23 protein-coding genes are annotated in these 25,078 nt (G+C 68.8%); 8 read left to right on the top strand and 15 right to left on the bottom strand.

Annotated features, from left to right (window positions below; translation table 11 throughout):
• Window positions 1-57 precede the first annotated feature (57 nt).
• Entirely contained in the window at window positions 58-555 is a 498-nt protein-coding gene (locus tag ACGFI6_RS25485) for a hypothetical protein (protein WP_393122623.1), read from the top strand.
• A 54-nt stretch (window positions 556-609) separates the two neighbouring features.
• On the opposite strand, the gene ACGFI6_RS25480 is transcribed toward ACGFI6_RS25485, so the two are convergent.
• The 3 genes from ACGFI6_RS25480 to pafA form a co-directional block, all read right to left on the bottom strand.
• The gene (locus ACGFI6_RS25480; RefSeq protein ID WP_393122621.1) at window positions 610-1,581 is read right to left on the bottom strand and encodes an FKBP-type peptidyl-prolyl cis-trans isomerase; all 972 of its coding nucleotides are present in this window, start codon (window positions 1,579-1,581) and stop codon (window positions 610-612) included.
• A gap of 144 nt (window positions 1,582-1,725) precedes the next feature.
• Window positions 1,726-3,000 carry a GNAT family N-acetyltransferase gene (locus ACGFI6_RS25475; RefSeq protein ID WP_393122619.1) on the bottom strand — a complete coding sequence of 425 codons (1,275 nt, stop codon included), beginning with the start codon at window positions 2,998-3,000 and terminating at the stop codon, window positions 1,726-1,728.
• Between the two features lie 115 nt (window positions 3,001-3,115).
• Window positions 3,116-4,477, bottom strand: coding sequence for a Pup--protein ligase (pafA, locus tag ACGFI6_RS25470; protein WP_344202029.1), 1,362 nt, complete (start codon window positions 4,475-4,477; stop codon window positions 3,116-3,118).
• A 159-nt stretch (window positions 4,478-4,636) separates the two neighbouring features.
• Here pafA and ACGFI6_RS25465 point away from each other — a divergent pair, with 159 nt between their 5' ends.
• Window positions 4,637-5,731, top strand: coding sequence for an alpha/beta hydrolase (locus ACGFI6_RS25465; protein WP_393122617.1), 1,095 nt, complete (start codon window positions 4,637-4,639; stop codon window positions 5,729-5,731).
• Window positions 5,732-5,737: 6 nt separating this feature from the next.
• On the opposite strand, the gene ACGFI6_RS25460 is transcribed toward ACGFI6_RS25465, so the two are convergent.
• Complete coding sequence (locus tag ACGFI6_RS25460) at window positions 5,738-6,790, bottom strand: Gfo/Idh/MocA family protein (RefSeq protein WP_393122615.1); 1,053 nt, start codon at window positions 6,788-6,790, stop codon at window positions 5,738-5,740.
• Between the two features lie 164 nt (window positions 6,791-6,954).
• On the opposite strand from ACGFI6_RS25460, the gene ACGFI6_RS25455 reads away from it, so the two are divergent.
• From ACGFI6_RS25455 to ACGFI6_RS25445, 3 genes are read left to right on the top strand one after another with little or no spacing between them, the layout of a single operon-like run.
• On the top strand, window positions 6,955-7,608 hold the full coding sequence (locus ACGFI6_RS25455; protein WP_393122613.1) for a response regulator: 654 nt from the start codon (window positions 6,955-6,957) through the stop codon (window positions 7,606-7,608).
• A complete protein-coding gene (locus tag ACGFI6_RS25450) occupies window positions 7,608-8,990 on the top strand; it encodes a CHASE3 domain-containing protein (RefSeq protein WP_393122611.1) in 1,383 nt (460 codons plus the stop codon). The genes ACGFI6_RS25455 and ACGFI6_RS25450 overlap by 1 nt, the downstream gene beginning before the upstream one ends.
• A 50-nt stretch (window positions 8,991-9,040) precedes the next feature.
• Window positions 9,041-9,391: a response regulator gene (locus ACGFI6_RS25445; RefSeq protein ID WP_393122609.1), complete on the top strand. Its 351-nt coding sequence runs from the start codon at window positions 9,041-9,043 to the stop codon at window positions 9,389-9,391.
• Here the strand turns inward: ACGFI6_RS25445 and ACGFI6_RS25440 are convergent.
• Genes ACGFI6_RS25440 through ACGFI6_RS25430 form a run of 3 tightly spaced genes read right to left on the bottom strand, consistent with a single transcriptional unit; the run spans window position 9,388 to window position 12,421 of the window.
• Window positions 9,388-10,644, bottom strand: coding sequence for a sugar ABC transporter permease (locus ACGFI6_RS25440; protein ID WP_393122607.1), 1,257 nt, complete (start codon window positions 10,642-10,644; stop codon window positions 9,388-9,390). The two genes, ACGFI6_RS25445 and ACGFI6_RS25440, sit on opposite strands and share 4 nt — an antisense overlap.
• Window positions 10,641-11,381 (bottom strand): ATP-binding cassette domain-containing protein, encoded by a 741-nt coding sequence (locus tag ACGFI6_RS25435; RefSeq protein WP_393122605.1) that lies wholly within the window; start codon window positions 11,379-11,381, stop codon window positions 10,641-10,643. The genes ACGFI6_RS25440 and ACGFI6_RS25435 overlap by 4 nt, the downstream gene beginning before the upstream one ends.
• Window positions 11,378-12,421 carry a sugar ABC transporter substrate-binding protein gene (locus tag ACGFI6_RS25430; protein WP_393122604.1) on the bottom strand — a complete coding sequence of 348 codons (1,044 nt, stop codon included), beginning with the start codon at window positions 12,419-12,421 and terminating at the stop codon, window positions 11,378-11,380. The genes ACGFI6_RS25435 and ACGFI6_RS25430 overlap by 4 nt, the downstream gene beginning before the upstream one ends.
• A 205-nt stretch (window positions 12,422-12,626) precedes the next feature.
• On the opposite strand from ACGFI6_RS25430, the gene ACGFI6_RS25425 reads away from it, so the two are divergent.
• Complete coding sequence (locus ACGFI6_RS25425) at window positions 12,627-14,270, top strand: APC family permease (RefSeq protein WP_393122602.1); 1,644 nt, start codon at window positions 12,627-12,629, stop codon at window positions 14,268-14,270.
• Window positions 14,271-14,832: 562 nt separating this feature from the next.
• Here ACGFI6_RS25425 and ACGFI6_RS25420 read toward each other — a convergent pair.
• The 8 genes from ACGFI6_RS25420 to ald all read right to left on the bottom strand — a co-directional run bounded on the left by ACGFI6_RS25420 (window position 14,833) and on the right by ald (window position 23,540).
• Window positions 14,833-15,576: a pseudouridine synthase gene (locus ACGFI6_RS25420; RefSeq protein WP_393122600.1), complete on the bottom strand. Its 744-nt coding sequence runs from the start codon at window positions 15,574-15,576 to the stop codon at window positions 14,833-14,835.
• Window positions 15,554-17,404 (bottom strand): SMC-Scp complex subunit ScpB, encoded by a 1,851-nt coding sequence (gene scpB, locus ACGFI6_RS25415; RefSeq protein WP_393122598.1) that lies wholly within the window; start codon window positions 17,402-17,404, stop codon window positions 15,554-15,556. Before scpB ends, ACGFI6_RS25420 begins: the two co-directional genes overlap by 23 nt.
• A gap of 176 nt (window positions 17,405-17,580) precedes the next feature.
• Complete coding sequence (locus tag ACGFI6_RS25410; RefSeq protein ID WP_393122596.1) at window positions 17,581-18,618, bottom strand: segregation and condensation protein A; 1,038 nt, start codon at window positions 18,616-18,618, stop codon at window positions 17,581-17,583.
• Between the two features lie 2 nt (window positions 18,619-18,620).
• Window positions 18,621-18,983, bottom strand: coding sequence for a hypothetical protein (locus ACGFI6_RS25405; protein WP_393122594.1), 363 nt, complete (start codon window positions 18,981-18,983; stop codon window positions 18,621-18,623).
• Window positions 18,968-19,879: a ParA family protein gene (locus ACGFI6_RS25400; RefSeq protein ID WP_393123677.1), complete on the bottom strand. Its 912-nt coding sequence runs from the start codon at window positions 19,877-19,879 to the stop codon at window positions 18,968-18,970. Before ACGFI6_RS25400 ends, ACGFI6_RS25405 begins: the two co-directional genes overlap by 16 nt.
• A gap of 337 nt (window positions 19,880-20,216) precedes the next feature.
• The gene (locus ACGFI6_RS25395; protein ID WP_393122592.1) at window positions 20,217-21,485 is read right to left on the bottom strand and encodes a low temperature requirement protein A; all 1,269 of its coding nucleotides are present in this window, start codon (window positions 21,483-21,485) and stop codon (window positions 20,217-20,219) included.
• 16 nt (window positions 21,486-21,501) lie between these two features.
• A complete protein-coding gene (gene xerD / locus ACGFI6_RS25390; protein ID WP_393123675.1) occupies window positions 21,502-22,428 on the bottom strand; it encodes a site-specific tyrosine recombinase XerD in 927 nt (308 codons plus the stop codon).
• On the bottom strand, window positions 22,425-23,540 hold the full coding sequence (gene ald, locus ACGFI6_RS25385; RefSeq protein WP_393122590.1) for an alanine dehydrogenase: 1,116 nt from the start codon (window positions 23,538-23,540) through the stop codon (window positions 22,425-22,427). The genes xerD and ald overlap by 4 nt, the downstream gene beginning before the upstream one ends.
• A 215-nt stretch (window positions 23,541-23,755) precedes the next feature.
• Here ald and ACGFI6_RS25380 point away from each other — a divergent pair, with 215 nt between their 5' ends.
• Both ACGFI6_RS25380 and ACGFI6_RS25375 read left to right on the top strand, forming a co-directional pair.
• A complete protein-coding gene (locus ACGFI6_RS25380) occupies window positions 23,756-24,586 on the top strand; it encodes an LLM class F420-dependent oxidoreductase (protein ID WP_393122588.1) in 831 nt (276 codons plus the stop codon).
• Window positions 24,587-24,635: 49 nt separating this feature from the next.
• Window positions 24,636-25,037 (top strand): hypothetical protein, encoded by a 402-nt coding sequence (locus ACGFI6_RS25375; protein ID WP_393122586.1) that lies wholly within the window; start codon window positions 24,636-24,638, stop codon window positions 25,035-25,037.
• Window positions 25,038-25,078 lie beyond the last annotated feature (41 nt).

Below are 25,078 nucleotides of genomic sequence, written 5' to 3'. Positions count from 1 at the left end.
CGGGGTGGGGTCGCAGCACTCCTGATCCGGACGGCCGCTGCGGCCACAGTTGGTGGTATGAACAGGACCAAGCACCGCGACCTCACGATTCACGACGTTGCCCGGCCGCAGCCGCCGCTCGCCGTCCGGGGCGCGACCACCCTGTGGCTCGCCGCTGTCGGTGCCGGTGTGGCCGAGTCGGTCCTCGGAGTCATCGGCGCCGTCGCCGACGGCTCCCCGGTCGTCGGCCTGCTCGTCCAGATCGCCTTCCGCGTGATCGTGTACGGCGGCCTGTTCGTCGTCATCGACCGCTACTTCCGGCACGGCATCGGCTGGTCCCGCTGGCTGCTCACGGCACTGCTCGGTACCGTCGGCATCGCCACACTCGTGGTCGGCCCGATCAGCTGGTTCCTGCGCGACGGCGACTTCGGGGCGCTCGACTGGTCCGGCTCCTTCATCGCCTTCGGCGCGATCCGGCTGGTACACATCACCGCGGTCGTCAGCGCGATCCTGCTGTCCTTCCAGCCGGACGCGAACCGCTGGTTCAGCCGGCGGCCCGTCCGTCGTACCCGCTGAAACGCCGAAGGACCGGCCCCCACTGGTGAGCCGGTCCTTCGAGGTACGCGGTGTTTACTGGCCGGTCTGCTTCGGGGCCGGGAACGCGTTCATGACGTCGATGACGGCGAAGGCGTTGACCGTCTTGCCGGCCTGGTCCTTGGAAGCCGGGAGCTCGACGAGGACCCGGCTGCCGATCGGGATGCCGGCGAGGCCGTCGAGCGCGCCGGTCTGGCCGTTCGGGCCGGGGCCGACCTGGAGCTGGTCGGTCGGTGCGGCCGGCTGCGCCGGGCTCTGCTGGGTGGCGGGCTGGGCGTCCCAGGTGCTGGCCTGCTTCTTGCCGGTGTAGTCGTAGACGACGTACCGGCCGATCAGCTGGCTGCCCTTGTCGATCGGCTTGCCCTTGCCGAGCGCGAACACGACCGGCTTGCCGGGCTTCGCCGGCGGCTTGGTGCCGGCCGGGACCGTCACCTTCGGCTCGGCGTTCAGCGCGCCGCTGACGGTGATCTTGGTCGGCGTCGACGGGCTCACCGGGGACGCGTCCAGGGTGGTGTCGTTGCCGGCCGCGCCGACCAGGTCGACGACGAAGATCAGCGTGTCGTCGCCCTTGATCCCGGCCTGGGAGTTGCCCTCGGTCTTGTAGCCCTTGTCCGACGGCACCGAGAGCACCACGCGGCTGCCGATCTTCTTGCCGACCAGGCCCTCGTCCCAGCCGCCGATGACGCTGCCCACGCCGATCGGGAACGACGACGGCGCGCCGCGGTCGTAGGAGTTGTCGAAGACCTTGCCGTCACGCCAGATCTGGCCGATGTAGTTCGCGGTGAGCAGCTCGCCCTTCTTCACCTCGGGCCCGTCGCCCTGCTTGAGAACGTCGGTCACCAACGACTTGTCCGGATCACCCTCGCGGTGCGTGATGGTCGGCTTCTGCCCGAAGTCCGAGGTCACCTTGATCCCGGCGGCATCGAAATCGTCCTTCTTGTCCGATCCGCACGCCACCAGGGACGACCCCAGCGCCGCGACAACGACCAGACTCAACAGCTTGCGCACGAAACCAGCACCTCGAACATCCCGGCACACGCAAGTGCGCCGATTGACTTCGATCAACGACGCGGACCACCCTAGCTGGCGGGTTCAACCGGGTGAGGAGGTGGCCGAGTCACCTTTGCGTCACACCACGGACAGTCACAACACTCAGAAACCCACGGCGTTGTGGGGTGCGCGATCCGGTCGCAGCAACGCGTCCAGCCGGGACAGGGCGCCCGGTGCATGTTCCGCGACACGTCCGGCGGACGCCAACTCGCTCGCGCGGACTCCGCCGAGGTACAGCGACCCGAGCTCGTTGACGGTCAGACTGACGTCCGCGTCCTCATCCACCGCCTTGCAGGTCGCCCCGTCCGGTGCAGCATCCAGTCGCCAGCGCCCGGACCCGTGGACATCCAGTACGAGCGAGTCGGTCGCGGCGTACGTACGTACCTCGAGAGCTCGTCGTACGTCGAGAATGCACAGCCAGAGGTTGTCGCGGGTCCTGGTGAGCTTGAGCGCCCGCGGATTCGTGAGCATCCACCGCAGCGCCTCGTCGACGGGGCGGCGTGCTGCGACCACCTGCTTCGTGAGGTCGAAGTCGAGCAACAGCTCCCAGAGCGCCCGGTACGCATCGGATGTGAGCGCCTCGAACGCTTCCACCTGCAGTACGCCGGCACGCTCCGGGTCCGGGGACCACGGCAGTCGGAAGATCGCGGCGCCGTCTACGGCACCTCCTGCGTCCCGGTGCACCAGGTGATGCGCCGGCCCTGACCCGTCCGCCGGCAGCCCACCGCCCGCGAGCCCGTCCCACTTGCCAGGGAGCGGGCTGATCTCCCCCACCCGCACTGCGCGTACCTGTTCGTGCAGCACCGGCCACAGCTCGGCTGCGACGGCACCGTCAACCAGCTCCAGTCCACCTGGGTCTGTGAACTCGGTGCGGAACGCCACGTCAGTACGCCGCACTTCCCAGCGGTGCTGGAACGTTGCCGGCGAGAACCCGTACCGGCCGTAGATGGTGCCCTCACTGGCACTCAGGCCGGCCAGGAACTCACCACGCTCCCGGCAGTCGTCCAGCATCGCGGCCATGATCTTCCGCAGCAGACCACGCCGCCGGTACGTTGGCAGCACAGCTGTCGACGTCACGCCGCCGAGCGCTACCTGCTGACCGCCGGGCACGGTGAGCTGCACCGAGACGATCGCTGACCCGCCTGCGATCTTCCCGTCCACGAACGCCGCCTGCGGGCGGAACCAGTCCGCCTGCATCTCCTCCGCATACCGCTCAAGGTCGGCCGCAGTCCGCGGGACCTGCGGAGGCCACGCCGCGCTACCGGCGTACCAGGCCGACGCCTCAGGCTCCTCCTGCGGAAACCCATTCACATACGGCAGAACACGCAAGTACTCGGTCGCCTCGTCCCGAGTGACCGGCCGAATCTCAATCGCCATACAGACGTTGTAGAGATCAGGAACCAGCCGAGCACTCGATTTAGCGAAGCCCTACATGCTCGCGATGAGCTTTTCGACTCTTTCGTCGTGGACCCTCACCGCATCCCCGCTTTCCCTACATGCTCGCGATGAGCTTTTCGACTCTTTCGTCGTGGGACTTGAAGGGGTCCTTGCACAGCACCGTGCGCTGGGCCTGGTCGTTGAGCTTCAGGTGCACCCAGTCGACGGTGAAGTCGCGCCGGCGCTCCTGGGCCCGCTTGATGAACTCGCCGCGCAGCCGCGCCCGCGTGGTCTGCGGCGGCACCGACTTGGCCTCGAACACCCGCAGGTCGTCGACGACCCGGGTAACCGCGCCCTTGCGCTCGAGCAGGTAGTACAGCCCACGCGGGCGGTGGATGTCGTGGTACGCCAGATCCAGCTGCGCGACCCGCGGGCTGGCCAGGCCGAGGTTGTTCTGCGACCGGTACCGCTCGATCAGCCGGTACTTGATCACCCAGTCGATCTCGCGCTCGATCCCGGACAGGTCGCCGGACTCGATCGCCTTCAGCGTCCGCTCCCACAGCGACAGCGCCCGCTCGACGGCCGGTGTCCCGAGCTCGCGGCGGTCGACGAAGTCGCGCGCCTTGGTCAGGTACTCCGTCTGGATGTCCAGCGCCGACGCCTCGCGCCCGTTCGCCAGCCGGACCTCGCGGCGGCCGGTCATGTCGTGGCTGATCTCCCGGATCGCCCGGATCGGGTTGTCCAGGGTCAGGTCGCGCATCACGATGCCGGCCTCGATCATCCGCAGCACCAGGTCGGTGCTGGCCACCTTGAGCAGCATCGTGGTCTCAGACATGTTCGAGTCGCCGACGATCACGTGCAGCCGGCGGAACCGCTCGGCGTCCGCGTGCGGCTCGTCGCGGGTGTTGATGATCGGCCGGGACCGGGTCGTCGCACTGGAGACCCCTTCCCAGATGTGCTCGGCCCGCTGCGACACGGAGTACACCGCGCCGCGCGGCGTCTGCAGCACCTTGCCGGCGCCGCAGATCAGCTGCCGGGTGACCAGGAACGGGATCAGCACGTCGGCGAGCTTCGCGAAGTCGCCGTGCCTGCTGACCAGGTAGTTCTCGTGGCAGCCGTAGCTGTTGCCGGCCGAGTCGGTGTTGTTCTTGAACAGGTAGACGTCGCCGAAGATGCCCTCGTCGTGCAGCCGCTTCTGCGCGTCGACGAGCAGGCCCTCGAGGATCCGCTCACCTGCCTTGTCGTGCGCGATCAGGTCGGTGACCGAGTCGCACTCGCCGGTCGCGTACTCCGGGTGGGAGCCCACGTCGAGGTACAACCGGGCACCGTTGCGGAGGAAGACGTTGCTGCTCCGTCCCCAGGACACCACACGCCGGAACAAGTACCGGGCCACCTCGTCCGGGGTCAGTCGCCGCTGCCCGCGGAACGTACAGGTGACGCCGTACTCGTTCTCCAGACCGAAGATTCGCCGGTTCACATCACCCACACTACGGCGCCCCTCCGACAACCGGGGCCTGTCGCAGGCGCGCCGTCGTCGGGCGTTATCCCTTTGATGCTCCACCCAGAGCTGGAAGTCCGGGTGGAGATCCGCCCGAATCACCTCCCGTACCGGACCGGAGCTGGCAGCGTCACCAGCATGAGACGACGCACATTCCTCACCACAACGGCCGTAACCGCCGCCTCTGCGCTGACCACAGTCCAGACAGCGTCGGCAGCAACCAGCCTGTCGCTGCGACTCCCCGCCCTGACCGGCCGGTGGCCCGTCGGCACGACGACCCGCGCACTGACCGACACCCGCCGCTCCGACCCATGGGACGGCACTCCGAACCGCGAGATCGCGCTGACGATCTTCTACCCGGCAACCGTCGTACGCGGCCACCAGCGCGCGCCCCAGCTCCAACCGGCCGCGGCAGCCGTCTTCACGCAACTGGATGCCGGCGTCCTTCACCCAGAGCTCCCGGCCAGTGGAGTGAACTGGGGCGCCACCCTGTCTCACGCGTACGTCGACGCGCCCGCACTGCCCGGCCGGCGGCCAACGCTGCTCTACAGCCCAGCTGGTGCGGACCCGCGGACTATCGGCACCTCGCTCGCGGAGGAACTGGCCAGTCACGGGTACGTAGTGGTGACGGTGGACCACCCTGGTGAGGCAAGCGAGGTCGTGTTCCCCGATGGGCGCCTGCGCGTCATTGAGATCGGTCCGGACGTACAGACGGACCCAGTGCGGTCGCGGCTGATGATGGACACCCGCTTCGCGGACCTGCGGTTCGTACTCGACCACCTGTCCGTGCTGCACAGCTCCATCGACCTGCGGCGAGTGGGCGTGTACGGGCACTCTGCTGGTGGCGCTACGGCCGCAGTGGTGTTGTCGCACCCACTGGTCCGCGCGGCGGTGAACATGGAGGGCTATCTCGACGCCCTGGACGGTGAGCTCTACTCGATCGCCCGCAAACCCCTGCTGCTGGCCGGAACGGACGGGTTCCGGGACGCTCGCTTCGACCGCACCTGGTCCGCAGTGATGGCTCAGGGCGGGCCGGTACGACGCGTACAGGTGTCCGAAGCCAACCACTGGATCTGGACGGACTACGCCGCGTTCGCACCGCAGCTGGAGTCTGCCGGGCTCATGACGCCGGCTCAGCGCGCCAAGCTGGTCGGAGCCACCCGCTGCGGTGTTCCCGTCGTACGGCGTCTGGTGCGCGAGTTCTTCCAGCGCTCCCTGCGTTACGGCAGCTAGAGCGACTCAGCGGGCGGCGCCGCGGAGGGCTGCCTGCTGCTGGGCGGTCAAGGCCAGGCGCATGGTCTCGAAGGTGTGCTCCTGCGGCGCGGCGGTCGTGGTGCGCTCCTGTACGTCGTGGATCAGGTCCTCGTAGTACGTGGTGCGGACGTCCGAGCAGTCGATGTACTGCGTGCCCTCCTGGTTGACCAGGAACAGGTGGTCACCGCCGTCCCGTCCCGCGATGTCGACGTACTTGCGCAGCTCGATGTAACCATCGGTGCCGAGGATCATCAGCCGCCCGTCGCCCCAGGTCTTGAGGCCCTGCGGCGTGTACCAGTCGACGCGGATGTAGCCCTGGGCGTTCTCACTGCGCAGCAGGATCTCGCCGAAGTCCTGCAGCCCTGGCTCGTCGGCGTTGCCGAAGTTCCCGACCGTACTGGCGACCACCTCGGCGGTCCGTGCGCCCGTGAACCACAGGAACTGGTCCACCTGGTGCGACGCGATGTCGGTGAGGATGCCGCCGTACCGCGCCTTGTCGTAGAACCAGGCCGGCCGGCCTGCGCCACCGGACAGGTGCGCGCGGTCCCCGATCCGGTGCGGGCCGAGGCCGAGTGTCTGGACGACCGTGCCGATGCGGCCCTCGCGGACCAGCTCACCGGCCTTGATCACGCTCGGCACCTCGAAGCGCTCGGAGAACGTGACCGACCAGAACCGCCCGCTCCGGTCGACCGCCTTCTTGATCTCCTCGAGCTGCTCGAGGCTGACGCACCCGGGCTTGTCGGTGACGACGTCCTTGCCGGCCAGCAGCGCGGCGATCGCGATCGGGCCACGGCGGTCCGGAACGGCGGCGGTCACGACCAGGTCGATCCCGTCCCGGCCGACCAGCTCCTCCGGGCTCTCGGCCACCGGTACGTCCGGATAGCGCTCGCGGACCGAGGCCGCGACGGCGGCGGACGGATCGTCGGTGGCCATCGCGACGAACTCGGCGCCGGCCCGGATCAGCCCGGCGATCTGACCGAAGATGTGGGCGTGGTCGAGCCCGACTGCGGCGAACCTGACAGCTTGCGTGGAAGACAACGCATTCCTCCCGGATCGGCGTGATGCCTGCCGCCTCACCCTATGCCACTCCGGCAAGCGCTTGCCAGCCCACCTGGGCGAGCCGGGGCCCGCGAACAGTTGCCGGGTGAGTGGCTTGATCGGCTGGTGACACTGGGTTTACCAGGCGATCAAGAGGCGGAGCGGTGACGCGGACGCGAGTGGCTGTTGCGGATGACGACGTGCTGCTGCGCGAAGGGCTTGCCAGTCTGCTCGAGCGGTCCGGGTTCGCTGTGCTCGGTACGGCCGGCGACGCCGCGGGCCTGCTGGATCTCGTCCACCGGCAGGCCCCGGACCTGGTGGTTGTCGACATCCGCATGCCACCGGACCACGCCACGGAAGGGCTGGACGCGGCCGATGTGATCAGACGCGAGCACCCGGACACGGCGGTGGTGCTGCTGTCGGCTCACGTCGAGGTCGAGCACGCACTACAGCTGATGGCCACAGGGCATGGCGTGGGCTATCTGCTCAAGAGCCGGGTCACGGACGTCGAGGAGTTCCTGGAGAGTCTGCGCCGGGTCGCACGCGGTGGTGCCGTCGTGGACCCGGCCGTGGTGCAGGAGCTGGTCGACGCGCAGCACCGCAACGACCCGCTAGCCGTACTGAGCGAGCGCGAGCGAGAGGTGCTCTCCCTGGTCGCCCAGGGACGCTCGAACGCCGGGGTGGCTCGGCGGCTGTGGGTGACCGAAGGGACCGTCGAGAAGCACGTCCGCAGCATCCTGACCAAACTGGACCTCCCGGAAGCCGATGACGACCACCGTCGCGTCTTGGCCGTCCTGAGGTACCTGGACGGTCGCTGATGACCCGCGGCGGTGTAGCCGGCCGGGTGGTGACCGCCAGCGGGGTGCTCATGCTGCTGGTCGGCTCCGGGTTCGTCGTGTTGCTGATCTCCGTACAGGGGCTGCGGGCGTCGGAGCATCAGGCGCAGCACACCTCCGCAGTACTGACCAATGCGCACCAGGTGGAGCGGCTGGTCGCGGACCTGGCCACGGGACAGCGTGACTACGTCATCACCGGTCAGCAGAAGTTCCTGCAGCCGTGGGAGCAGGCAGCGGGCCAGCTGCCGCAGCAGACCGCCGCGCTGGAGCAACTGGTCGCAGGTAGTCCGGACGAGGTCACGCGTGCACAGGCGGCCGGGCGGAGCATCACGTCGTACCTGCAGGACTACTCGTTGCCGCAGATCGAGGCCGCGCAACAGGACCCGGACTCGGCCCGCACGGAGGCCGCGATCAGCGAAGGTACGCGGCGGGTCGGCGCGATCCGTTCGGTGCTCGACGCGTTGATCGCGTCCGAGCAGCAGCTGTCCGCGCGCGAGCAGCGGCAGTCGGACGCGATCGCCGATCGTGCGGTGATCGCGGCGATGGCCGGGCTCGCCGGTTCCGTCGTCCTCGTGCTCGGGTTCGCCGGTTACCTGACGCGGGCGATCGTCCGGCCGGTGCGGGTGACGGCCGAGATGGCGAACCGGCTCGCGGCCGGCGACCTCGGCGTCCGGGTGCCGGAGACCGGCGTCGGCGAGATCCGGACGCTGGAGCGGACGTTCAACACGATGGCCTCCTCGCTGGGGACGACGAGTGCCGATCTGGCCGCGTCCCGGGCGCGGATCGTGCGCGCGTCGGACGAGACCCGGCGGCGGATCGAGCGCGACCTGCACGACGGCATCCAGCAGCGGCTCGTCTCCCTCACCCTCGACGTACGAGCAGTCCAGGCCGACCCTGCAGACTCTGCAAGCACCGCTCTCGATCGGGTTGCGGACGGTCTGGCGGCGACGCTCGACGAGTTGCGGGAGATTGCCCGCGGCATCCATCCGGCGATCCTGACCCAGGGCGGGATCGTCCCCGCGGTACGGATGCTGGCCCGCCGCGCGAAGCTCCCGGTGGAGATCGGGGTCGACGTACCGGACCGGCTCCCCGCACCGATCGAAGCGGCCGCGTACTACGTCGTCTCCGAGGCTCTCACCAATGCCGTCAAGCACGCGGACGCCTCCGTCGCACTGGTCGACATCCGGCACGCCGACGGTGAACTACGACTGTCGGTCCACGACGACGGCCGCGGCGGAGCGGACCCGGCGAAGGGCTCGGGCCTCGTCGGTCTCGCCGACCGGATCGCCGCGCTCGACGGGACGCTGATCGTCGAAAGCCCTTCTGGTGAAGGGACTACGCTGACGGTCACACTGCCGTCGTAGTACCGGCAGCAGGAATGCCAACCGTCGTTCGACACTGCGATGCTGGTGCCATGCGGTGCGTGATCGTCGACGACAGCCGGCGCTTTCTGGAGGCGGCCCAGGGTCTGCTGGTCCGCGAGGGTGTCACAGTCGTCGGTACGGCGACCACGACCGCCGAGGCCGCCGCCCTGATCGGGCGGTTGCGGCCGGACGTCGTGCTCGTCGACATCGACCTCGGCGGCGAGAGCGGGTTCGACCTGATCACCCGGCTGCGCGCCGACGGCGAGCCGGCGCCGATGATCCTGATCTCCGGCCACGCGGAGCAGGACTACGCGGACCTGATCGCCGCCAGCCCGGCGATCGGGTTCGTCGCGAAAACGAGCCTCTCCGCCAGGGCGATCCGGCGATTGCTCGAGAGCTAGGCGGTCTTTCCGCGCCGTACGACGGCGTCGAAGCCGGCCGCCAGCAGCAACACGGCACCGGTCACAACCCACTCGTACCCGGACGAGTTCGCGCCCTGGATCAAATCGCTCATGCCGTTGATGATCACGGCAACCACAAGACCGCCGAGAACAGCGTCGATCATCCGCCCGCGGCCGCCGAACAGCGACGTACCGCCGATGACCGCCGCACCGACCGCCAGCAGCAGGGTGTTGCCTGCGCCCGCGTTCGACTGCACGGACTGCAGCAACGACGCCGCGACCAGACCGGACACGGCCGCCATCCCCGAGCAGATCACGAACACCGAGATGCGGATCCGCGACACCGCGACACCACCGCGCCGAGACGCCTCCTCGTTCCCACCGACCGCATACACGTGCCGCCCGTACCGCGTCCTGCTGAGGGTGAAGTGCCACACGACGAACATCAGCGTGAGCAGTACGACGACCCACGGCTCACCCTGCGCCTTGTTGCTGAAGAACGCGTTGCTGATCAGGTTGCGGTTGAGACCCATCTCGTACGTGAAGACGATCCCGAGCAGCGCGACCACGAGGACCTTTGCCACGATCACCGCGACCGGTGTCGCCGGCAGCCCGGCACGGCGGCGCGCCCGCGCATCGGCCAGCTTGATCGCCGCGTATCCGACCACGAACACGCCGAGCAGCGTCCAGCCGAGCCAGAGCGGTACGAAGCTGTTCTCCAACCCGATCAGCGGCGTACCGGCCGGCAGGGTCAGCGAACCCTGACCACCGACCAGGATCAGCGTCGCGCCCTGGAACGCCAGGAACGTCGCCAGCGTGATCACGAACGACGGGATCCCTGCCCGCGCCCGCAACCACCCCATCACGAAACCGATCGCCAGCCCGACCGCGAGGCCGGCCAGCACCGCGAGCCACCAGTACCAGCCGTGCCGCAGCATCAGCACCGCCATGATCGCGGAGCACAGTCCGCCGGTGGTGCCCGCGGACAGGTCGATCTCGCCGAGCAGCAGCACGAAGACCAGCCCCATCGCCATCACGATGATCGGCGCGGCCTGGATGACCAGGGCCTCCAGGTTGTACGCGCTCAGGAAGCCCTGATGAACGATCGCGAAGAACGCCGTGATCACGACCAGCCCGACCACGGCCGGCGCCGAACCGAGCTCACCGCCGCGCAGCCGGGCGACATAGTCGCGAACGTACGACGCCACCGCGCGCGGCTGCCGGTGTCCTCGATCCACGACTGCGGTGCTCACAGGTCCTCCGATCGGCCCGACGTGATCAGCTCGACGACCTGCGTCTGGGTCACCGCGGACCGCCGGACCTGGGCCGCCATCCGGCCGAGGAACAGGACCGCGATCGAGTCGGCCACCTGCATCACGTCGTTCATGTTGTGCGACACCAGAACGACCGCGACGCCGCGATCCGCCAGCCGGCGGACGAGTTCCAGTACCTGCTCGGTCTGTGCGACGCCGAGCGCGGCGGTCGGTTCGTCGAGGATCACGATCTTCGAGCTCCACAGCACCGACTTCGCGATCGCGACCGTCTGCCGCTGGCCACCGGACAGGCTCGCCACCTTCTGGCGGACCGAGCGGACGGTCCGGACCGACAGCGACGCCAGCGTCTCGGCGGCCAGCCGTTCCATCGCGTTCTCGTCGAGGGTGTGCAGCCGGCCGACCCGCTCGCGGCCGAGGAACATGTTGCCGACGACATCGAGGTTGTCGCAGAGCGCCAGGTCCTGGTGGACGATCTCGATCCCGAGGCGGGCCGCGTCCCGCGGTTCGTGCAGCTGCTGCGGCGTACCGTCGATCAGGATCTCGCCCTCGTCGATGCGGTGGATGCCGCCGATGCACTTGACCAGCGTCGACTTGCCGGCGCCGTTGTCGCCGACCAGCGCGGTCACCTCACCGGCCGCGGCGCCGAAGTCCACCGACGACAACGCCACCACCGGCCCGAACGACTTGCCGACACCGTGCAGCTCCAGGGCCGTCACGGGAGGTGGATACCGTTCTCGGTGCAGAGCTTGACCAGGCTGGGCGTCGGGCAGACCGACTTCGCGGTCTCGTACCCGTCCGTCACCGGCAGGGCCACGTTCTTCTTGGTGATCACGGTCGGCGCCGCCAGGTACGACGGGACCGCGCGGCCGTTCGTCGGATCCTTGATCGTGGCCGGCGCGGTCGGCTTCTGGCCGGACAGGATCTGTCCCGCGAGCTTGATCGCGACGTCCGCCTCACCGGCGACCGGCTTGTAGATGGTGAAGCACTGGGTGCCCTCCATCACGTTGTCCAGGCCGCCCGCGGTCGCATCCTGCCCGGCGACCGCGACCTTGCCGGCCAGGTTCTGCGCCTTCAGGACGTTGATCACCGACTGCGCCATGGTGTCGTTGGCAACCATCACGGCGCCGAGGCTCGGGTGCCGGCCGAGCATCGTGGTGAACACGGTCTGTGCGGTCGCCGGGTCCCAGTTGCCGGTCTGCTCGCCGAGCTTCGTCCAGCCCGGTTGCTTGGACAGCACCGAGTTGTACCCCTGCGCGAACAGCGTGGCGTTGTTGTCGGTCGGGGCGCCGTCGATGTCGACGTACCCGACCGCGCTCTTACCGGCGACCTGCGGGCAGGCGGCCAGCGCCTTGCCCTGGTCCTCGCCGACCTTCACGTTGTCGTACGAGACGTAGTACGCCGCCGTACCGCCCGTGGTCAGCCGGTCGTAGTCGATCGTCACCACGTTGTGCTGCTTGGCCAGCGACTCGATCGCCTTGCCGGATCCCGAGTCCAGGTTGGTCACCAGGAGGACGCCGACGCCCTGGTTGATCAGCGCCTGCGCCTGCGACTCCATGTTGGTCGCGCTGTTGTTGGAGTTGTCGATGTAGCAGGTCAGCTTGTTGTCCGCGCATTGCTTGCGCAGCTCGTTCGGGTCAGCGGAGACCCAGCGGGGCGACGAGGCGGTGTCCGGGAGCAGGACGCCGACCTTGGTGTTCGCCGGCGGCGCACTGCCGGCCGCCTTGTTGTTGTTGCCGCAAGCAACAAGGCTTGCCATCAGCGCCAAGGTCAGTATCACGGCCCGCTCTGGTTTACGCATCGTGCACCCTTCGATCGCCGCAGGGGTTGGTGCTGCCAGGATGCGATCCGCGACCCCGCCACGTCGCCACAGCAGGCCGGAACATCGCCGTACCGGCTAGCCGGTAGGAGGATCTGCAGCCAGCGTTACTGCACCGCTCGCGCCACGGGGCGATGGTGCCGGTATGGCTACTTCCACCACACACTCCCCGACGGAGCGGAGCCGGCCCGGACTGCGACGTGACATCGGTTTCGTCGGCCTGATCTGGGCGTCGGAGGGATCCATCATCGGCTCCGGCTGGTTGTTCGGCGCCCAGGGCGCCCTGTCCACGGCCGGCCCCGCGGCGATCATCTCCTGGGTGATCGGCGGCGTCGCGATCCTGATCCTCGCGCTGGTGCACGCCGAACTGGGCGGGATGTATCCGGTCTCCGGCGGCACCGCACGCTTCCCGCACTACGCGTTCGGCGGCGCCGCCGGGGCATCGTTCGGCTGGTTCTCCTGGCTGCAGGCCGCGACCGTGGCGCCGATCGAGGTGCTCGCGATGATCACGTACGGCACGCACTACTCGTTCGCGAAGGGCTGGGAGAAGACCAGCGGCGGGCAGCACATCCTGACCGGCCCGGGGATCGTGGTGGCCGTCGTGTTGATGGCGGTCATCACCGCGATCAACTTCCTCAGCATCCGGCTGCTGGCGCGTACGAACAGCGTCGCGACCTGGTGGAAGGTCGGCATCCCGTTGCTGACGATCTTCGTACTGGCGATCGCCCAGTTCCACGGCAGCAACTTCACCGCGGCGAACGGGTTCAACCCCGGCGGCGCGAAGGGCATCCTCTCGGCGGTCTCGACCAGCGGCATCGTGTTCGCGATGCTCGGGTTCGAGCAGGCCGACCAGTTGGCCGGCGAGAGCAGCAACCCACGGCGGGACATCCCGCGCGCGGTGATCGGCTCGATCGTGATCGGTGCGCTGATCTACATCGCGCTGCAGGTCGTGTTCCTCGGTGCGCTGCCGGCCTCACAGCTGCAGGGCACCTGGGCGACGGCGGCGTTCAACACGTTGACCGGTCCGTTCGCGCAGGTCGCGACGCTGACCAGCCTCGGCTGGCTGGCCACGATCCTGTACATCGACGCGATCGTCTCCCCCGGCGGTACCGGGCTGATCTACATCACCGGGAGCTCGCGGGTCTCGTACGGGTTGAGCCGGAACGGGTACGTGCCGTCGGTGTTCGAGAAGACCAACCAGCGCGGCGTACCGTGGGTCGGCCTGATCACCGCGTTCGTGATCGGCTGCGTCTGCTTCCTGCCGTTCCCGAGCTGGCGGTCGCTGGTCGGGCTGATCACCAGCGCCAGCGTGCTGATGTACGCCGGCGCGCCGCTGTCGCTCGGGGTGTTCCGGCAGCGCCTACCGGAGGCGAACCGCCCGTACCGGTTGCCGGGGGCAACATGGTTGTCGCCGCTGGCGTTCGTGGTCGCGAACCTGCTGATCCTGTGGTCCGGCTGGACGACCGACTGGAAGCTCGGCATCGCGATCCTGATCGGGTACGTGATCCTGGTCGGGAACCGGGTGTTCAAGCTGAACCCGATCACCCCACAACTCGACCTGCGCGCGGCGCAGTGGTTGCCGGTGTACCTGGCCGGGATGGGGCTGATCGTGTTCCTCAGCGACTTCGGCCCGCTCGCACACCCGTGGTTCCCACTCTGGTGGGACATCCTCGCAGTCGCCGTCTTCAGCCTGATCATCTACTACTGGGCGATCGCCGTCGCCCTCCCCACCGACCGCATCCAAGCCATGGTCGACAGCGTAGTCATACCCGAAGAAGCCGACCTGTAGCCGATCGCGGACCCCCAGGCCATCACATCTGCCCCTCGCCGCCGCCCCTAAGCGCAACCCAAACCCCGCAACACCAACTGTGATGGCCTGGGCACCCGCACCCCCACCCGCCCGCTTTGCGCCTCCACACCCAGCCCCTCCCAGAACCCGTACTCCAACTCCACCGGAAACCGAGGACGACCACCACGACCAACCACCACAACACCTCTCAACCGACAGGTGTTGCAATCACCCCTTGAGCCCGCCTGGGTTCTCCGGTGGTGTGCGAGTGGAGAAACCCGCGACACCGGTGGTATCCGTCTCTTGCGTCCGATGTGCGGGGACCGACCGCTCCGATTCCGAGGCGTGGATGCTGGCTGCGTGTGGTCTGGGGTGGCGGGGCGGACAGTTCGACAGGACATGTCGGTTGGGGTCTGGTCGGTGAGTAGTGCACCTGAGCGTGGAAGTGCGGTGCGCGTACGGTGTCTCGGGGTGCACTACCTGTCCAAATGTCCGGCGCCCACGCCCGTCCGCCCACACATCCGACAGAAGCGCCGGATATCCGTTGGTGTTGTGGGCCGGGTTAGAGCTCTACCAGGTCGAGGAGTTGGCCTAGTTCCTTGGGGTTGAGTTCGCGGAGTTCGCCGGTGTGCAGGTTGCCGCGGCGGACCGGGCCGATCGCGGTCCGGGTCAGCCGCTTCACCGGGTGGCCGACCGCGTCGAACATCCGCCGGACGATCCGGTTCCGGCCCTCGTGCAGGCTCAGTTCGATCAGCGTGCGGCCCGGGACGGTGGAGACGATCTTCACCGTGTCAGCGCGAGCGTGGCCGTCGTCGAGTACGACGCCGTCCAGGAGGTCGCGCAGTACGACCGGTTTGACGTTGCCCTCGACCTCGGCGACGTACGTCTTGGAGACCTCGTACGACGGATGCGCCAGCCGGTGCGCGAACTCACCGTGGTTCGTGAGCAGCAACAGCCCCTCGGTGTCGGTGTCGAGCCGGCCGATGTGGAACAGGCGCTCGGGGCGATCCTGCACGAAGTCGGTGATGCACGGGCGGCCCTGCGGGTCCGACATCGTGGTGACGACGCCGCGCGGCTTGTTCAGCACCAGGTACACGTTCGCGCTGACCGGCGGGATCCGATCCCCGTCGACCCGGATGACCGCGGTCTCCGGATCCACCCGGACCCCGAACTCCGTCACCACCCGCCCGTCGACCTCGACCCGCCCCTCCTCGATCATCAACTCCGCACTCCGCCGCGAAGCCACCCCCGCCCGAGCCAAAACCTTCTGCAACCGAATACCGTCATCCACCGTCCCGCACCCCATCCCCAACCCACCCAGAACCACCAGCCCCCGCAGAAGACCCCACCCCGTCGCCCTCTACCTCTACGCGCCCACCATCCACCTCGACGTCCTCAGCGGAGTCACCCTCCACGTCACCCCCATCAGTAGAGCCATCCTCGCCGTCGCCCGCACCCCCGTCGGTCGAGCCCTCGTCGGTCGAGTCCTTGTCGCCCGCGCCATCATCGGTCGAGTCGCCGTCGCCCGCGCCGCCGTCAGCCGAGTCGTTGTCCCCGGCACCGAACTCCTGCTGCTCCACACCACCGACAGCTTCAGCCGAGTACGAACGCCCCGCCGCGTCCGCGCCGGCGGAGTCGTCGCCCGCGTAGCTGTCGGTTAAGTCGTTGCCCCCGGCACCGAACTCCTGCTGCTCCACACCACCGACAGCTTCAGCCGAGTACGAACGCCCCGCCGCGTCGGCGTCGGCGTCTTCCGGCGAGTCCGCCGTACCCGCGAGCGCTTCGGCGGCATCGTCGGTGGAGTCGTCCTCCACGTCGTCCGCGTCGGTCGAGTCCTTGTCGGTGGAGTCGTCGTCGGTCCAGTCGTTGTCGGTCGGGGCGTTGTCCTCGGCACTGGTCTCCGGCTGGTTCACACCAGCGGCAGCTTCGGCCGAGGATGCTTCCGCCGAGTACGAACGTCCTGCCGGCTCCTCCGTCTCCGCGTCGGCGGAGGAGGCCTCCGGCGCGTACTCCGCACCTGCTAGCTGCTCGTCCCCTCCCTCGGAGGTGGCAGCTTCCGGCGAGTCCGCCGCACCCGCGGGCACCTCGGCACCCTCGCCGCCGGAGTCGTCGCCCGCGTCGCCCGCGTCCGTGGAGTCGTCCTCCACCTCGTCCGCCGTACCCGCGAGCGCCTCGGCACCCTCGCCGGTGGAGTCGTCCTCCACCTCGTCCGCCGTACCCGCGAGCGCCTCGGCACCCTCGCCGGTGGAGTCGTCCTCAGCGTTGTCCGCGTCGGTGGAGTCGTTGTCCGCGTTGTCCGCGTCGGTGGAGTTGTCTTGGTCGGGGGGTGCGGGGGTGGGGGAGGTTTTGGGCGAGGGGGGTGTGGTTGGGGGCTCCTCGTTTTCTGGCTCGGAGGTGGTGGGGTTTGCGGGGGCTTCTGGGGTGGTGGGTGGGAGGGACTGGGCGGCCAGCTCTTCCTCGATGTCGTCCATTTCGGGGAGGTACGGGGCCAGTTCGGGGAGGTCGTCGAGGGACTGCATGCCCATGCGTTCCAGGAAGTACGTCGAGGTGCGGTACAGGGTCGCCTGGGATTCGGTGTCGGCGCCTGCTTCCTCGACGAGACCGCGGGCGACGAGCGTACGCATCACACCGTCCACGTTCACGCCGCGAATCGCGGACACGCGCGCCCGGCTGACCGGCTGCTTGTACGCGACCACAGCAAGCGTCTCCAGCGCAGCCTGAGTAATGCGCGACTGCTGACCGTCGAGGACGAAGCGTTCGACGTACTGCGCGGCGTCGGCGCGGGTGTAGTACCGCCAGCCACCGCCCACCTCACGCAGGTCGAACCCGCGCCCCTGCTCGGTGTACTCCGCCGCCAACTCCGCCAGCGCGCCCGCAATGTCACCGGTAGGACGCCCGATCGCCCGCGCCAGTGTGAGCACCGGCAACGGCTCGTCCGTCACCATCAGTATCGCCTCGAGCGCGCGCCGCATGGTCAGGTCGTCGACAACAACCTCGTCGCCCACCGGCAACATCCCCTGCCCAGCAGGCAAGTGATCGTCACCAGCACCATCCGCCACGTCACCCGATTCGTCGACGTACGCGAACGGGCCGGCACCGGCCTCCACGTCAGACTGCTCCAGGTCAGACTGCACCGGGTCAGACTGCGCCGCGTCAGACTGCTCCGGGCCGTTGGTTGCTGTGGTCTGCTCAGGCTGGGGAGGATTTTGGGCCGATTCGGGGGGAAGATCCTCCCCAACCACGGCTGAGGTGTGGGGCGCTTCGGGTGCGGAGTGGTCTTCACCCTGGGTGGGAGCGGGGGTCTCGTCGGTCACTGGTTTGCCGTCTCGTCGGGTGCTGGGGCCAGGGCGGGACCCGGGTCGATGTTGGATGCGTCGGCGGGCGAGGCGGAGGGCTCGATGTCGGATTCGTCGGTGGCGCTGGGGCCTGGTTCCAGGAAGCTGGAGTCTTCTTCCACGCGGGGAGCCTCGCCGGACTCGTCGGCCGGTTGGTGTTCCTCGTCGAACTCGTCGCTGACGTCGACCTCGCCCTGGTCGGCGCCGGTCCAGCGGATCGTCAGCTCACCGAGTGGCGTCACCTGGTCGAACGACACCGCCGCCTCGCGGAACAGCTCCAGCAATGCGAGGAACCGGCACACCGTGGTGACGGTGTCCGGCGAGTCCGCGACCAGCGACCTGAACGTCGCGCTCCGCTGCCTCCGCAGCCGGTCCACGATCACAACCGCCTGCTCCCGTACCGTGACGGCCGGCGCGTGCAGGTGCTCCAGCGACACACCAGGCGGTACGTCGTTCTTCGGCGCCAGCGCCCGCGCGGCGAGCGCGGCCAGCCCGGCCGGATCGATCCCGAGCAGTACCTCCGGCAGCAGCTCCGCGAACCGCGGCTCCACCCCGACCGCCCGCGGGAACCGCTTCGACTCCGCAGCCATCCGGTCCTGCACCAGCGCCGCGATCTGCTTGAACGCCCGGTACTGCAGCAGCCGCGCGAACAACAGGTCCCGCGCCTCGAGCAGCGCCAGGTCCTCGTCGTCCTCGACCTCGCCCTTCGGCAGCAACCGCGCCGCCTTCAGATCGAGCAGCGTGGCGGCGATCAGCAGGAACTCCGACGTCTGGTCCAGGTCCCACTCCGACCCGAGCGCCTTGATGTGCGCGATGAAGTCGTCGGTGATCACCGAGAGCGCGATCTCGGTGATGTCCAGCTTGTGCTTCGAGATCAGCTGCAGCAGCAGGTCGAACGGGCCCTCGAAGTTCTCCAGATGAACACTGAACCCCTTGCCCTCGGCAACAGCACCTTCGCCAACAGCACCAGCGGTGTCCAGGTCGAGCGGGTCCAGCGGGTCCGTGGCGGACACGGTCACTCCGAGGCCTTCAGCCGCCGGACGAGCACCGAGTCCGGCCCGTGGTCGACGAAGTCGGCGAGCAGGACGTCGATCGCCTCGCGGACGATCCGGCCGCGGTCGGCCATCAGGCCGTGCTCGGCGCGGAGCGCGAGTCTGGTCTGTTCCAGGCCGAGCAGCTCCTCCTCCGTCACGTACACGGTGATCTTCGTGTCGTGCCGGATCCGACCACTCGACTTCCGGTCGTCGACGACCGTCGTACTGGACCGCACGGTGTCCGGCGGTCCATCGGTGGTGGTGCGCTTCTCGGGTCTGGTCTGCTTCGGTGCCGCACCCCCGAAGAGTTCACTGGCACCTGGCAGGCTCACCCGGCGGGACAACGCGCCAGCACCTCCTTGGCAAGGTCGCGGTACTGAGTAGCCGCTTGGGACGAGGGAGCGTACGTCGTGATCGGCTCGCCGACGACCGTGGTCTCGGGGAACTTGACGGTACGCCGGATAACGGTGTGGAAGACTCGTTCGTCGAAGGCCTGGACCACCCGGTCGAGGACCTCCCGGGCGTGCGTCGTGCGCCCGTCGAACATGGTGCCGAGGATCCCGACGATCTCGAGCTTCGGGTTCAGCCGGTCCTGCACCTTGGCGATCGTGTCGGTCAGCATCGCGAGGCCCCGGAGCGCGAAGAACTCACACTCCAGCGGGACCACGATGCCGTTCGACGCGGTCAGCGCGTTCACGGTGAGCAGGCCGAGCGACGGGGCGCAGTCGATCAGGATCACGTCGTACAGCGGGATGATCGGGTCCAGCACCCGCTGCAGCGTGTACTCGCGGGCCACCTCCTGGACCAGCTGCACCTCGGCGGCGGACAGGTCGATGTTGGCCGGTAGCAGGTCGAGGTTCTCCACACGGGTCGGCTGGATCACCTCGTCCGGCGTGATGTCGCGCTGCATCAGCAGGTTGTAGACCGACAACTCGAGGTCGTGCGGCTGCACGCCGAGGCCGATCGAGGCGGAACCCTGCGGGTCGAAGTCGATCAGGAGCACCTTGCGACCGGTCTCGGCGATCGCTGCGCCGAGGTTGATCGTGGTGGTGGTCTTGCCGACGCCACCCTTCTGGTTGCACATCGCGATCACCTGCGCCGGACCGGTCTTGGTCGGGGGCTGCGGCTCCGGCAGGTCGGGCAACGGCCGGCCGGTCGGCCCGATCTTGTGGCGCGGGCCGTTCGGGTCGTTCACGGGTGCAAGATCCTCCGCGGTGAGCTTGGCCGTCGGCTTCGGCATCTCCGCATAGTTGTCGGGCAGGGCTCGCGCCGGCACCGGGGCCGGACGGGGCGGGGTGCTGTGCTGGGGTGGCGTGCTGATCGGCTGGACCGGCTCCGGGTCGGAAACGTGCCCCGAGAGGCGGCCCATCACGTGTTCGGTGCCCGGGAATGTCGACTCGTTCATGACTCGCCAAACCTTTCAACCGATACGGGCGACGCATGCGACTGTAAGCGTGCATTCAAGCACTCTCAACCAGCCACTCCGCACCGGGGTCGGGTGGTTTGTCGACAAAGCTCCGAACTCGTCCGGTCACCCGCTGGCGATGACCGGACGTGACGAGATGATCGCACACCGTTCATGAACCGTGTGCACCGGGGGTCCCCGTCTTCACCAGCCGGTTGTACGACGCGAACCAGGCCAGCACCAGCCAGGCGAGCGCGGCCAGCACCCAGCCCTGCGCCAGGTGGCCGAAGACCCCGCCCAGCACCGCCACCAGCGCACTCGGCAGCACCCAGCCCAGGTACCACCGCAGGGGCGACCGCCCGGCCAGCCCCGCGAACACACTGGTCAGCAGGTACAGCACCAGCCCACCGAACAGGTACCACCGGTCCTTCGCATGCAGATGCTCCGCCGCCTCCGGGATCAGTGCGCCCAGGCCGGACGCGATCGCCACGATCGCCGCAGTGACACCGAGATGCGCCGGCAACGCCTGCCACGGCTCCAGCGCCTTGGTACGTCGGGGCGCCGGCGTGAACCCGTACTCCGAGGTCAACCGCCACAACTGCACCACCAGCAGGAACGCGGCCAGCGACCCGAGCACCACGCCGCGCGTCCAGTCCTGATCGCCGTTCGCTGCCACCACCTGTGCCAGCGCCTCGCCGAGGACGATGATGACGAACAGCCCGAGCCGCTCGCTCAGATGCCCGCGCTCGACCTGTGCGACCGAGATGAGCGTCGGGGACGCATCCGGCAACCGGCCCGGTGAGACACCGCGCCGGATGAGCTCGTCCAGCCGCCTGGACTCGCGCTTGTCCCGGTCCTCCTGACGCCGCCGCGCCCGCAGGGTCATCCGCTCGACCATCTGCGTACTGGTCGCACCGAGCATCGAGAACGCGATGTCGACGGCGATCGCGACGCCCCACAGCACGTACGCGATCGGCTCGGGTACGAACAGCGACACGACCCACGGAGTCGCCGCAACGGTCTGCGTGGCCGGCCAGAACGTCACCACCTGCCCGTCCCGTGCGGCCGACCGGGAAGCGATCCCCCGGCAGAGCAAGAAGGCCACGACGAACACCCACGTCCGGTGCTCCGGTACGTCGTGATGCTCCCCCGGCAGCAGTTGCGGCCAGACGCCCGGAACCGATGCCGCCATGATCGCGATGCCGAGCATGGTCCGCAGTACGGCGCGTTGCCGGGTCCGCTCGCCCGCGACGTTCGCGTAGACGCTGGTCGTGGTCCAGACGCTCCAGATCGCGTAGTACATCGCCCCGCAGGCGGCGATCTGCCCGACGCTCTCCGCACTGTGCAGCCGGTGCGAGATCTGCGCTGCAGCAGCGACCACCGTCAGGTCGAAGAACAGCTCCAGCCAACTCGCATGCCGTTCCTGAGCTTCGTCAGCCACGGCTGCACCCTACGGCTCAGAGCGCTCGCGGGTGGGAGGTTGCGTAGACCTCGCGCAGTTTGTCGACGGTGACGAGCGTGTAGACCTGCGTGGTTGTCACGGAGGCGTGTCCGAGTAGCTCCTGCACCACGCGTACGTCGGCGCCGCCGTCGAGCAGGTGGGTCGCGTACGAGTGCCGCAGCGTGTGCGGTGAGATCTCCTTCGCGATGCCGGCGCGCTGTGCCGCGCGACGCAGCACCGTCCAAGCGCTCTGCCGGGACAGGCGGCCACCGCGGGCGTTCAAGAACAGTGCGGGAGTGCCACGGCCTCTCAACACCAGGTCGGGACGGCCACGGACCAGGTACGCCGACAGTGCTTCACGGGCGTACGTACCGACGGGTACTACCCGCTCTTTGCCACCCTTGCCGCGGAGCAGGACGGCGGCCGCCTCCACGTCGATGTCGTCGACGTCCAGCCCGACCGCCTCCGAGATGCGGGCACCGGTGCCGTACAGGAACTCCAGCAACGCGGCGTCCCGCGTGGCCAGCACAGCTGGTTCCGCGTCGGCGCCCGCGGCTGCCGAGAGGATCCGTGTCACCTCGTCGACGGACAGCGCCTTGGGGAGCCGCTGCGGTGGCACAGGTGGCTTCACAGCTGCCGCAGGGTCCGCCTCGGTCAGGCCCTCGCGGACACAGAACTTGTGGAACCCGCGGACCGCCACCACCGTCCGGCCCGCACTGGACGCGGTCAGGGGCGGATGGTCCGCGTCCCCCTCCCGCAACCGCATCAGGAAGCCGCTGACCACGGCCTCCGTGATCCGGCCGAGGTCGTCGATCTCCGCTTCGGCGAGGTAGCCGCCGTACCGGCGTAGGTCACGCCGGTACGACGCCAGGGTGTTCGCGGCCAGGCCGCGCTCCACCGTCAGGTGGTCAAGGTACGTACTGACCGCCCGGCTGATACTCAGACCAGCACCTCGTCCAGCTTCAGCTGCGACAGGTCGTGCGCCTCCGCGACCGGGCCGTACGTGACGTGGCCGTCGAACGTGTTCAGGCCGAGCGCCAGGCTGTGGTCCTGCTTCAGCGCCTCGCGCCAGCCGAGGTTCGCCAGCTCGATCGCGTACGGCAGGGTGACGTTCGTGAGCGCGTACGTCGACGTGTTCGGCACCGCGCCGGGCATGTTCGCGACGCAGTAGAACAGCGACTCGTGGACCTTGTACACCGGGTCCTCGTGGGTGGTCGGACGGGAGTCCTCGAAGCAGCCGCCCTGGTCGATCGCGATGTCGACGAGCACGCTGCCCGGCTTCATCCGGCGGACCATGTCGTTGGTGACCAGCTTCGGCGCCTTCGCACCGACGACGAGCACCGCGCCGATGACCAGGTCCGCCTCCAGTACGGCGCGCTCGATCTCGTACGCGTTCGAGGCGATTGTCAGCAGGTGGCCCTGGTAGATCTGGTCCGCCTGCCGCAGCCGCGCGATGTTGCGGTCGAACAGTTGCACCTGTGCCTGCATGCCGAGCGCGATCGCGGCCGCGTTCATCCCGGAGACACCGGCGCCAAGGATGACCACGCGGGCCGGGTGCACGCCGGACACGCCACCGAGGAGCACGCCGCGGCCGCCGCCGCGCGCCATCAGGTGGTAAGCGCCGGACTGCGGCGCCAGCCGGCCGGCGACCTCGCTCATCGGCGCCAGCAGCGGCAACGTCCCGTCCGGCAACTGCACGGTCTCGTAGGCGATCCCGGTGATGCCCGACGTCAGCAGCGCGTCGGTCGTCTCCTGGCTCGCGGCCAGGTGCAGGTACGTGAACAGGACCTGGTCCTTGCGCATCCGGTGGTACTCCTCCGCCACCGGCTCCTTCACCTTGAGCACCAGCTCCGCGTCCGCCCAGACGTCGTCCGCCTCGGCGACGATCCGGGCCCCGGCGGCGACGAACTCGTCGTCCGGGATCAGCGAACCGGTGCCCGCCCCCTGCTCGATCAGAACCTCGTGCCCACTGCGCACGAACTCGTGCACACCGGACGGGGTGATCGCCACCCGGTACTCGTGGTTCTTCACTTCCTTGGGAACTCCGACCTTCACAACTTGCCCTTCTTTCACGATCCAGGTGTGCGGCCCACATCGTTGTGTCCGCGGCCCGGCGGTTGAGGGGACGCTGCCAGGTCGATGCCGAGTGTATGCCTGCTGTGGTCATACCACTCGATCGGATGGTCTGGTTGACGTGGCAACCATCATTGACGGCTACTCGTAGTGGTCAGGGATGCTTGTTGCAGGACGTTCGACGAGAGGAGCACGGCGTGGCGATCGAACTGGGGCGCTATGGGGTCTGGCACGGCGGCCAGCACCACGGCCCGGAGCTCGCGGCGGGAGTGGAGCGCGCCGGGTACGGCACACTCTGGCTGGGCGGCTCGCCGGACACCGGCCTGCGCGATGCCGAGGTGTTGCTGGCCGCAACGAGTTCGGTTGCCGTCGGCACCAGCATCGTCAACATCTGGAAGTCGCCGGCGGCCGACGTCGCGGCCTCGTACCACCGGCTCGAGGAGGAGCACCCGGGGCGGTTCCTGCTCGGGGTCGGGATCGGGCACCGGGAGGCGACCGGCGAGTACAAGTCGCCGTACGCGACGATCGTGAGCTACCTCGACGAGCTCGACGACGCGAAGGTGCCGGTGGACCGCCGCGCCCTGGCCGCGCTCGGGCCGAAGGTGCTGCAACTGTCCGGCGCCCGGACAGCCGGCGCGCTGCCGTACCTGACCACGCCGGAGCACACGCGCGAGGCGCGGCGGATGCTCGGCGGCGGGGTGCTGCTCGCGCCCGAGCAGATGGTGGTGCTGGAGACCGATCCGGAGATCGCGCGGACCACCGCCCGCGACCGGCTGGCGACGTACCTGCAGCTGAGCAACTACACCAACAACTTCAAGCGGATCGGCTTCACCGACGAGGACTTCGCCGACGGTGGCAGCGACCGGCTCGTCGACGCGATGGTGCTGCACGGCTCCGCGGTCGAGGTCGCGGCCGGGCTGAAGGCACACCTGGACGCTGGCGCCGACCACGTCGCGATCCAGCTGCTCGGCCACGAAGGCATCGACCTGCTCCCCGGCTACGAGGCGCTCGCGACCGTCCTCGCCTAGCGACCGGTCAGGCTTCTCCGGCGGGTGATTGTCCGGCAGAGTGCGGTGCATGAGCGAACTGCCCTCCGAGTACCACCGCCGGCTTCCGTACGGCGAACGTCTGTCGGTTGCACCGTTGCTCGGCCACCCGTTCTTTCCGTTCGAGGGTGAGGTCCAGGCGGTACCACTGGACCAACCGGTACTCCCAGAGCCGCCGCGCAACGGGGAGGACGGCGGCAAGCCCTGCCCGAAGTGCGCGGATCCGGACCGGTCGGTGATCTGGCAGGACGAGCAGTGGCAGCTGAAGACGTTCGGGCCGACCGGACTCCCCCTCGTCACGCTCCTCGAGTCGCGCGAGCACTACCGGCTCGACAACCTGCCGCCGGCCGCCGAGCACCTCGCGAACGCCCGCCGCGTCGCCGCCGCTCTGGCTGAGAACGGCGGCGAGGCGCTAGAACTCGGCCGACCCTGACAGCGGGTCGGCTCTCCGGAAACAATGTTGCAGCAGCGGGC

Source organism: Kribbella sp. NPDC048928, assembly GCF_043197975.1.
GTDB lineage: Bacteria > Actinomycetota > Actinomycetes > Propionibacteriales > Kribbellaceae > Kribbella.
This window is presented reverse-complemented; position numbering and strand designations above follow the sequence as displayed.

Bases quoted from the DNA above. Each gene is read 5' to 3' on its own strand.
- ACGFI6_RS25485 (WP_393122623.1), top strand. From the start codon at position 58: ATGAACAGGACCAAGCACCGCGACCTCACGATTCACGACGTTGCCCGG.
- ACGFI6_RS25475 (WP_393122619.1), bottom strand. From the start codon at position 3,000: ATGGCGATTGAGATTCGGCCGGTCACTCGGGACGAGGCGACCGAGTAC.
- ACGFI6_RS25465 (WP_393122617.1), top strand. From the start codon at position 4,637: ATGAGACGACGCACATTCCTCACCACAACGGCCGTAACCGCCGCCTCT.
- ACGFI6_RS25450 (WP_393122611.1), top strand. From the start codon at position 7,608: ATGACCCGCGGCGGTGTAGCCGGCCGGGTGGTGACCGCCAGCGGGGTG.
- ACGFI6_RS25445 (WP_393122609.1), top strand. From the start codon at position 9,041: ATGCGGTGCGTGATCGTCGACGACAGCCGGCGCTTTCTGGAGGCGGCC.
- ACGFI6_RS25430 (WP_393122604.1), bottom strand. From the start codon at position 12,421: ATGGCAAGCCTTGTTGCTTGCGGCAACAACAACAAGGCGGCCGGCAGT.
- ACGFI6_RS25425 (WP_393122602.1), top strand. From the start codon at position 12,627: ATGGCTACTTCCACCACACACTCCCCGACGGAGCGGAGCCGGCCCGGA.
- ACGFI6_RS25420 (WP_393122600.1), bottom strand. From the start codon at position 15,576: ATGGGGTGCGGGACGGTGGATGACGGTATTCGGTTGCAGAAGGTTTTG.
- ACGFI6_RS25400 (WP_393123677.1), bottom strand. From the start codon at position 19,879: ATGCCGAAGCCGACGGCCAAGCTCACCGCGGAGGATCTTGCACCCGTG.
- ACGFI6_RS25375 (WP_393122586.1), top strand. From the start codon at position 24,636: ATGAGCGAACTGCCCTCCGAGTACCACCGCCGGCTTCCGTACGGCGAA.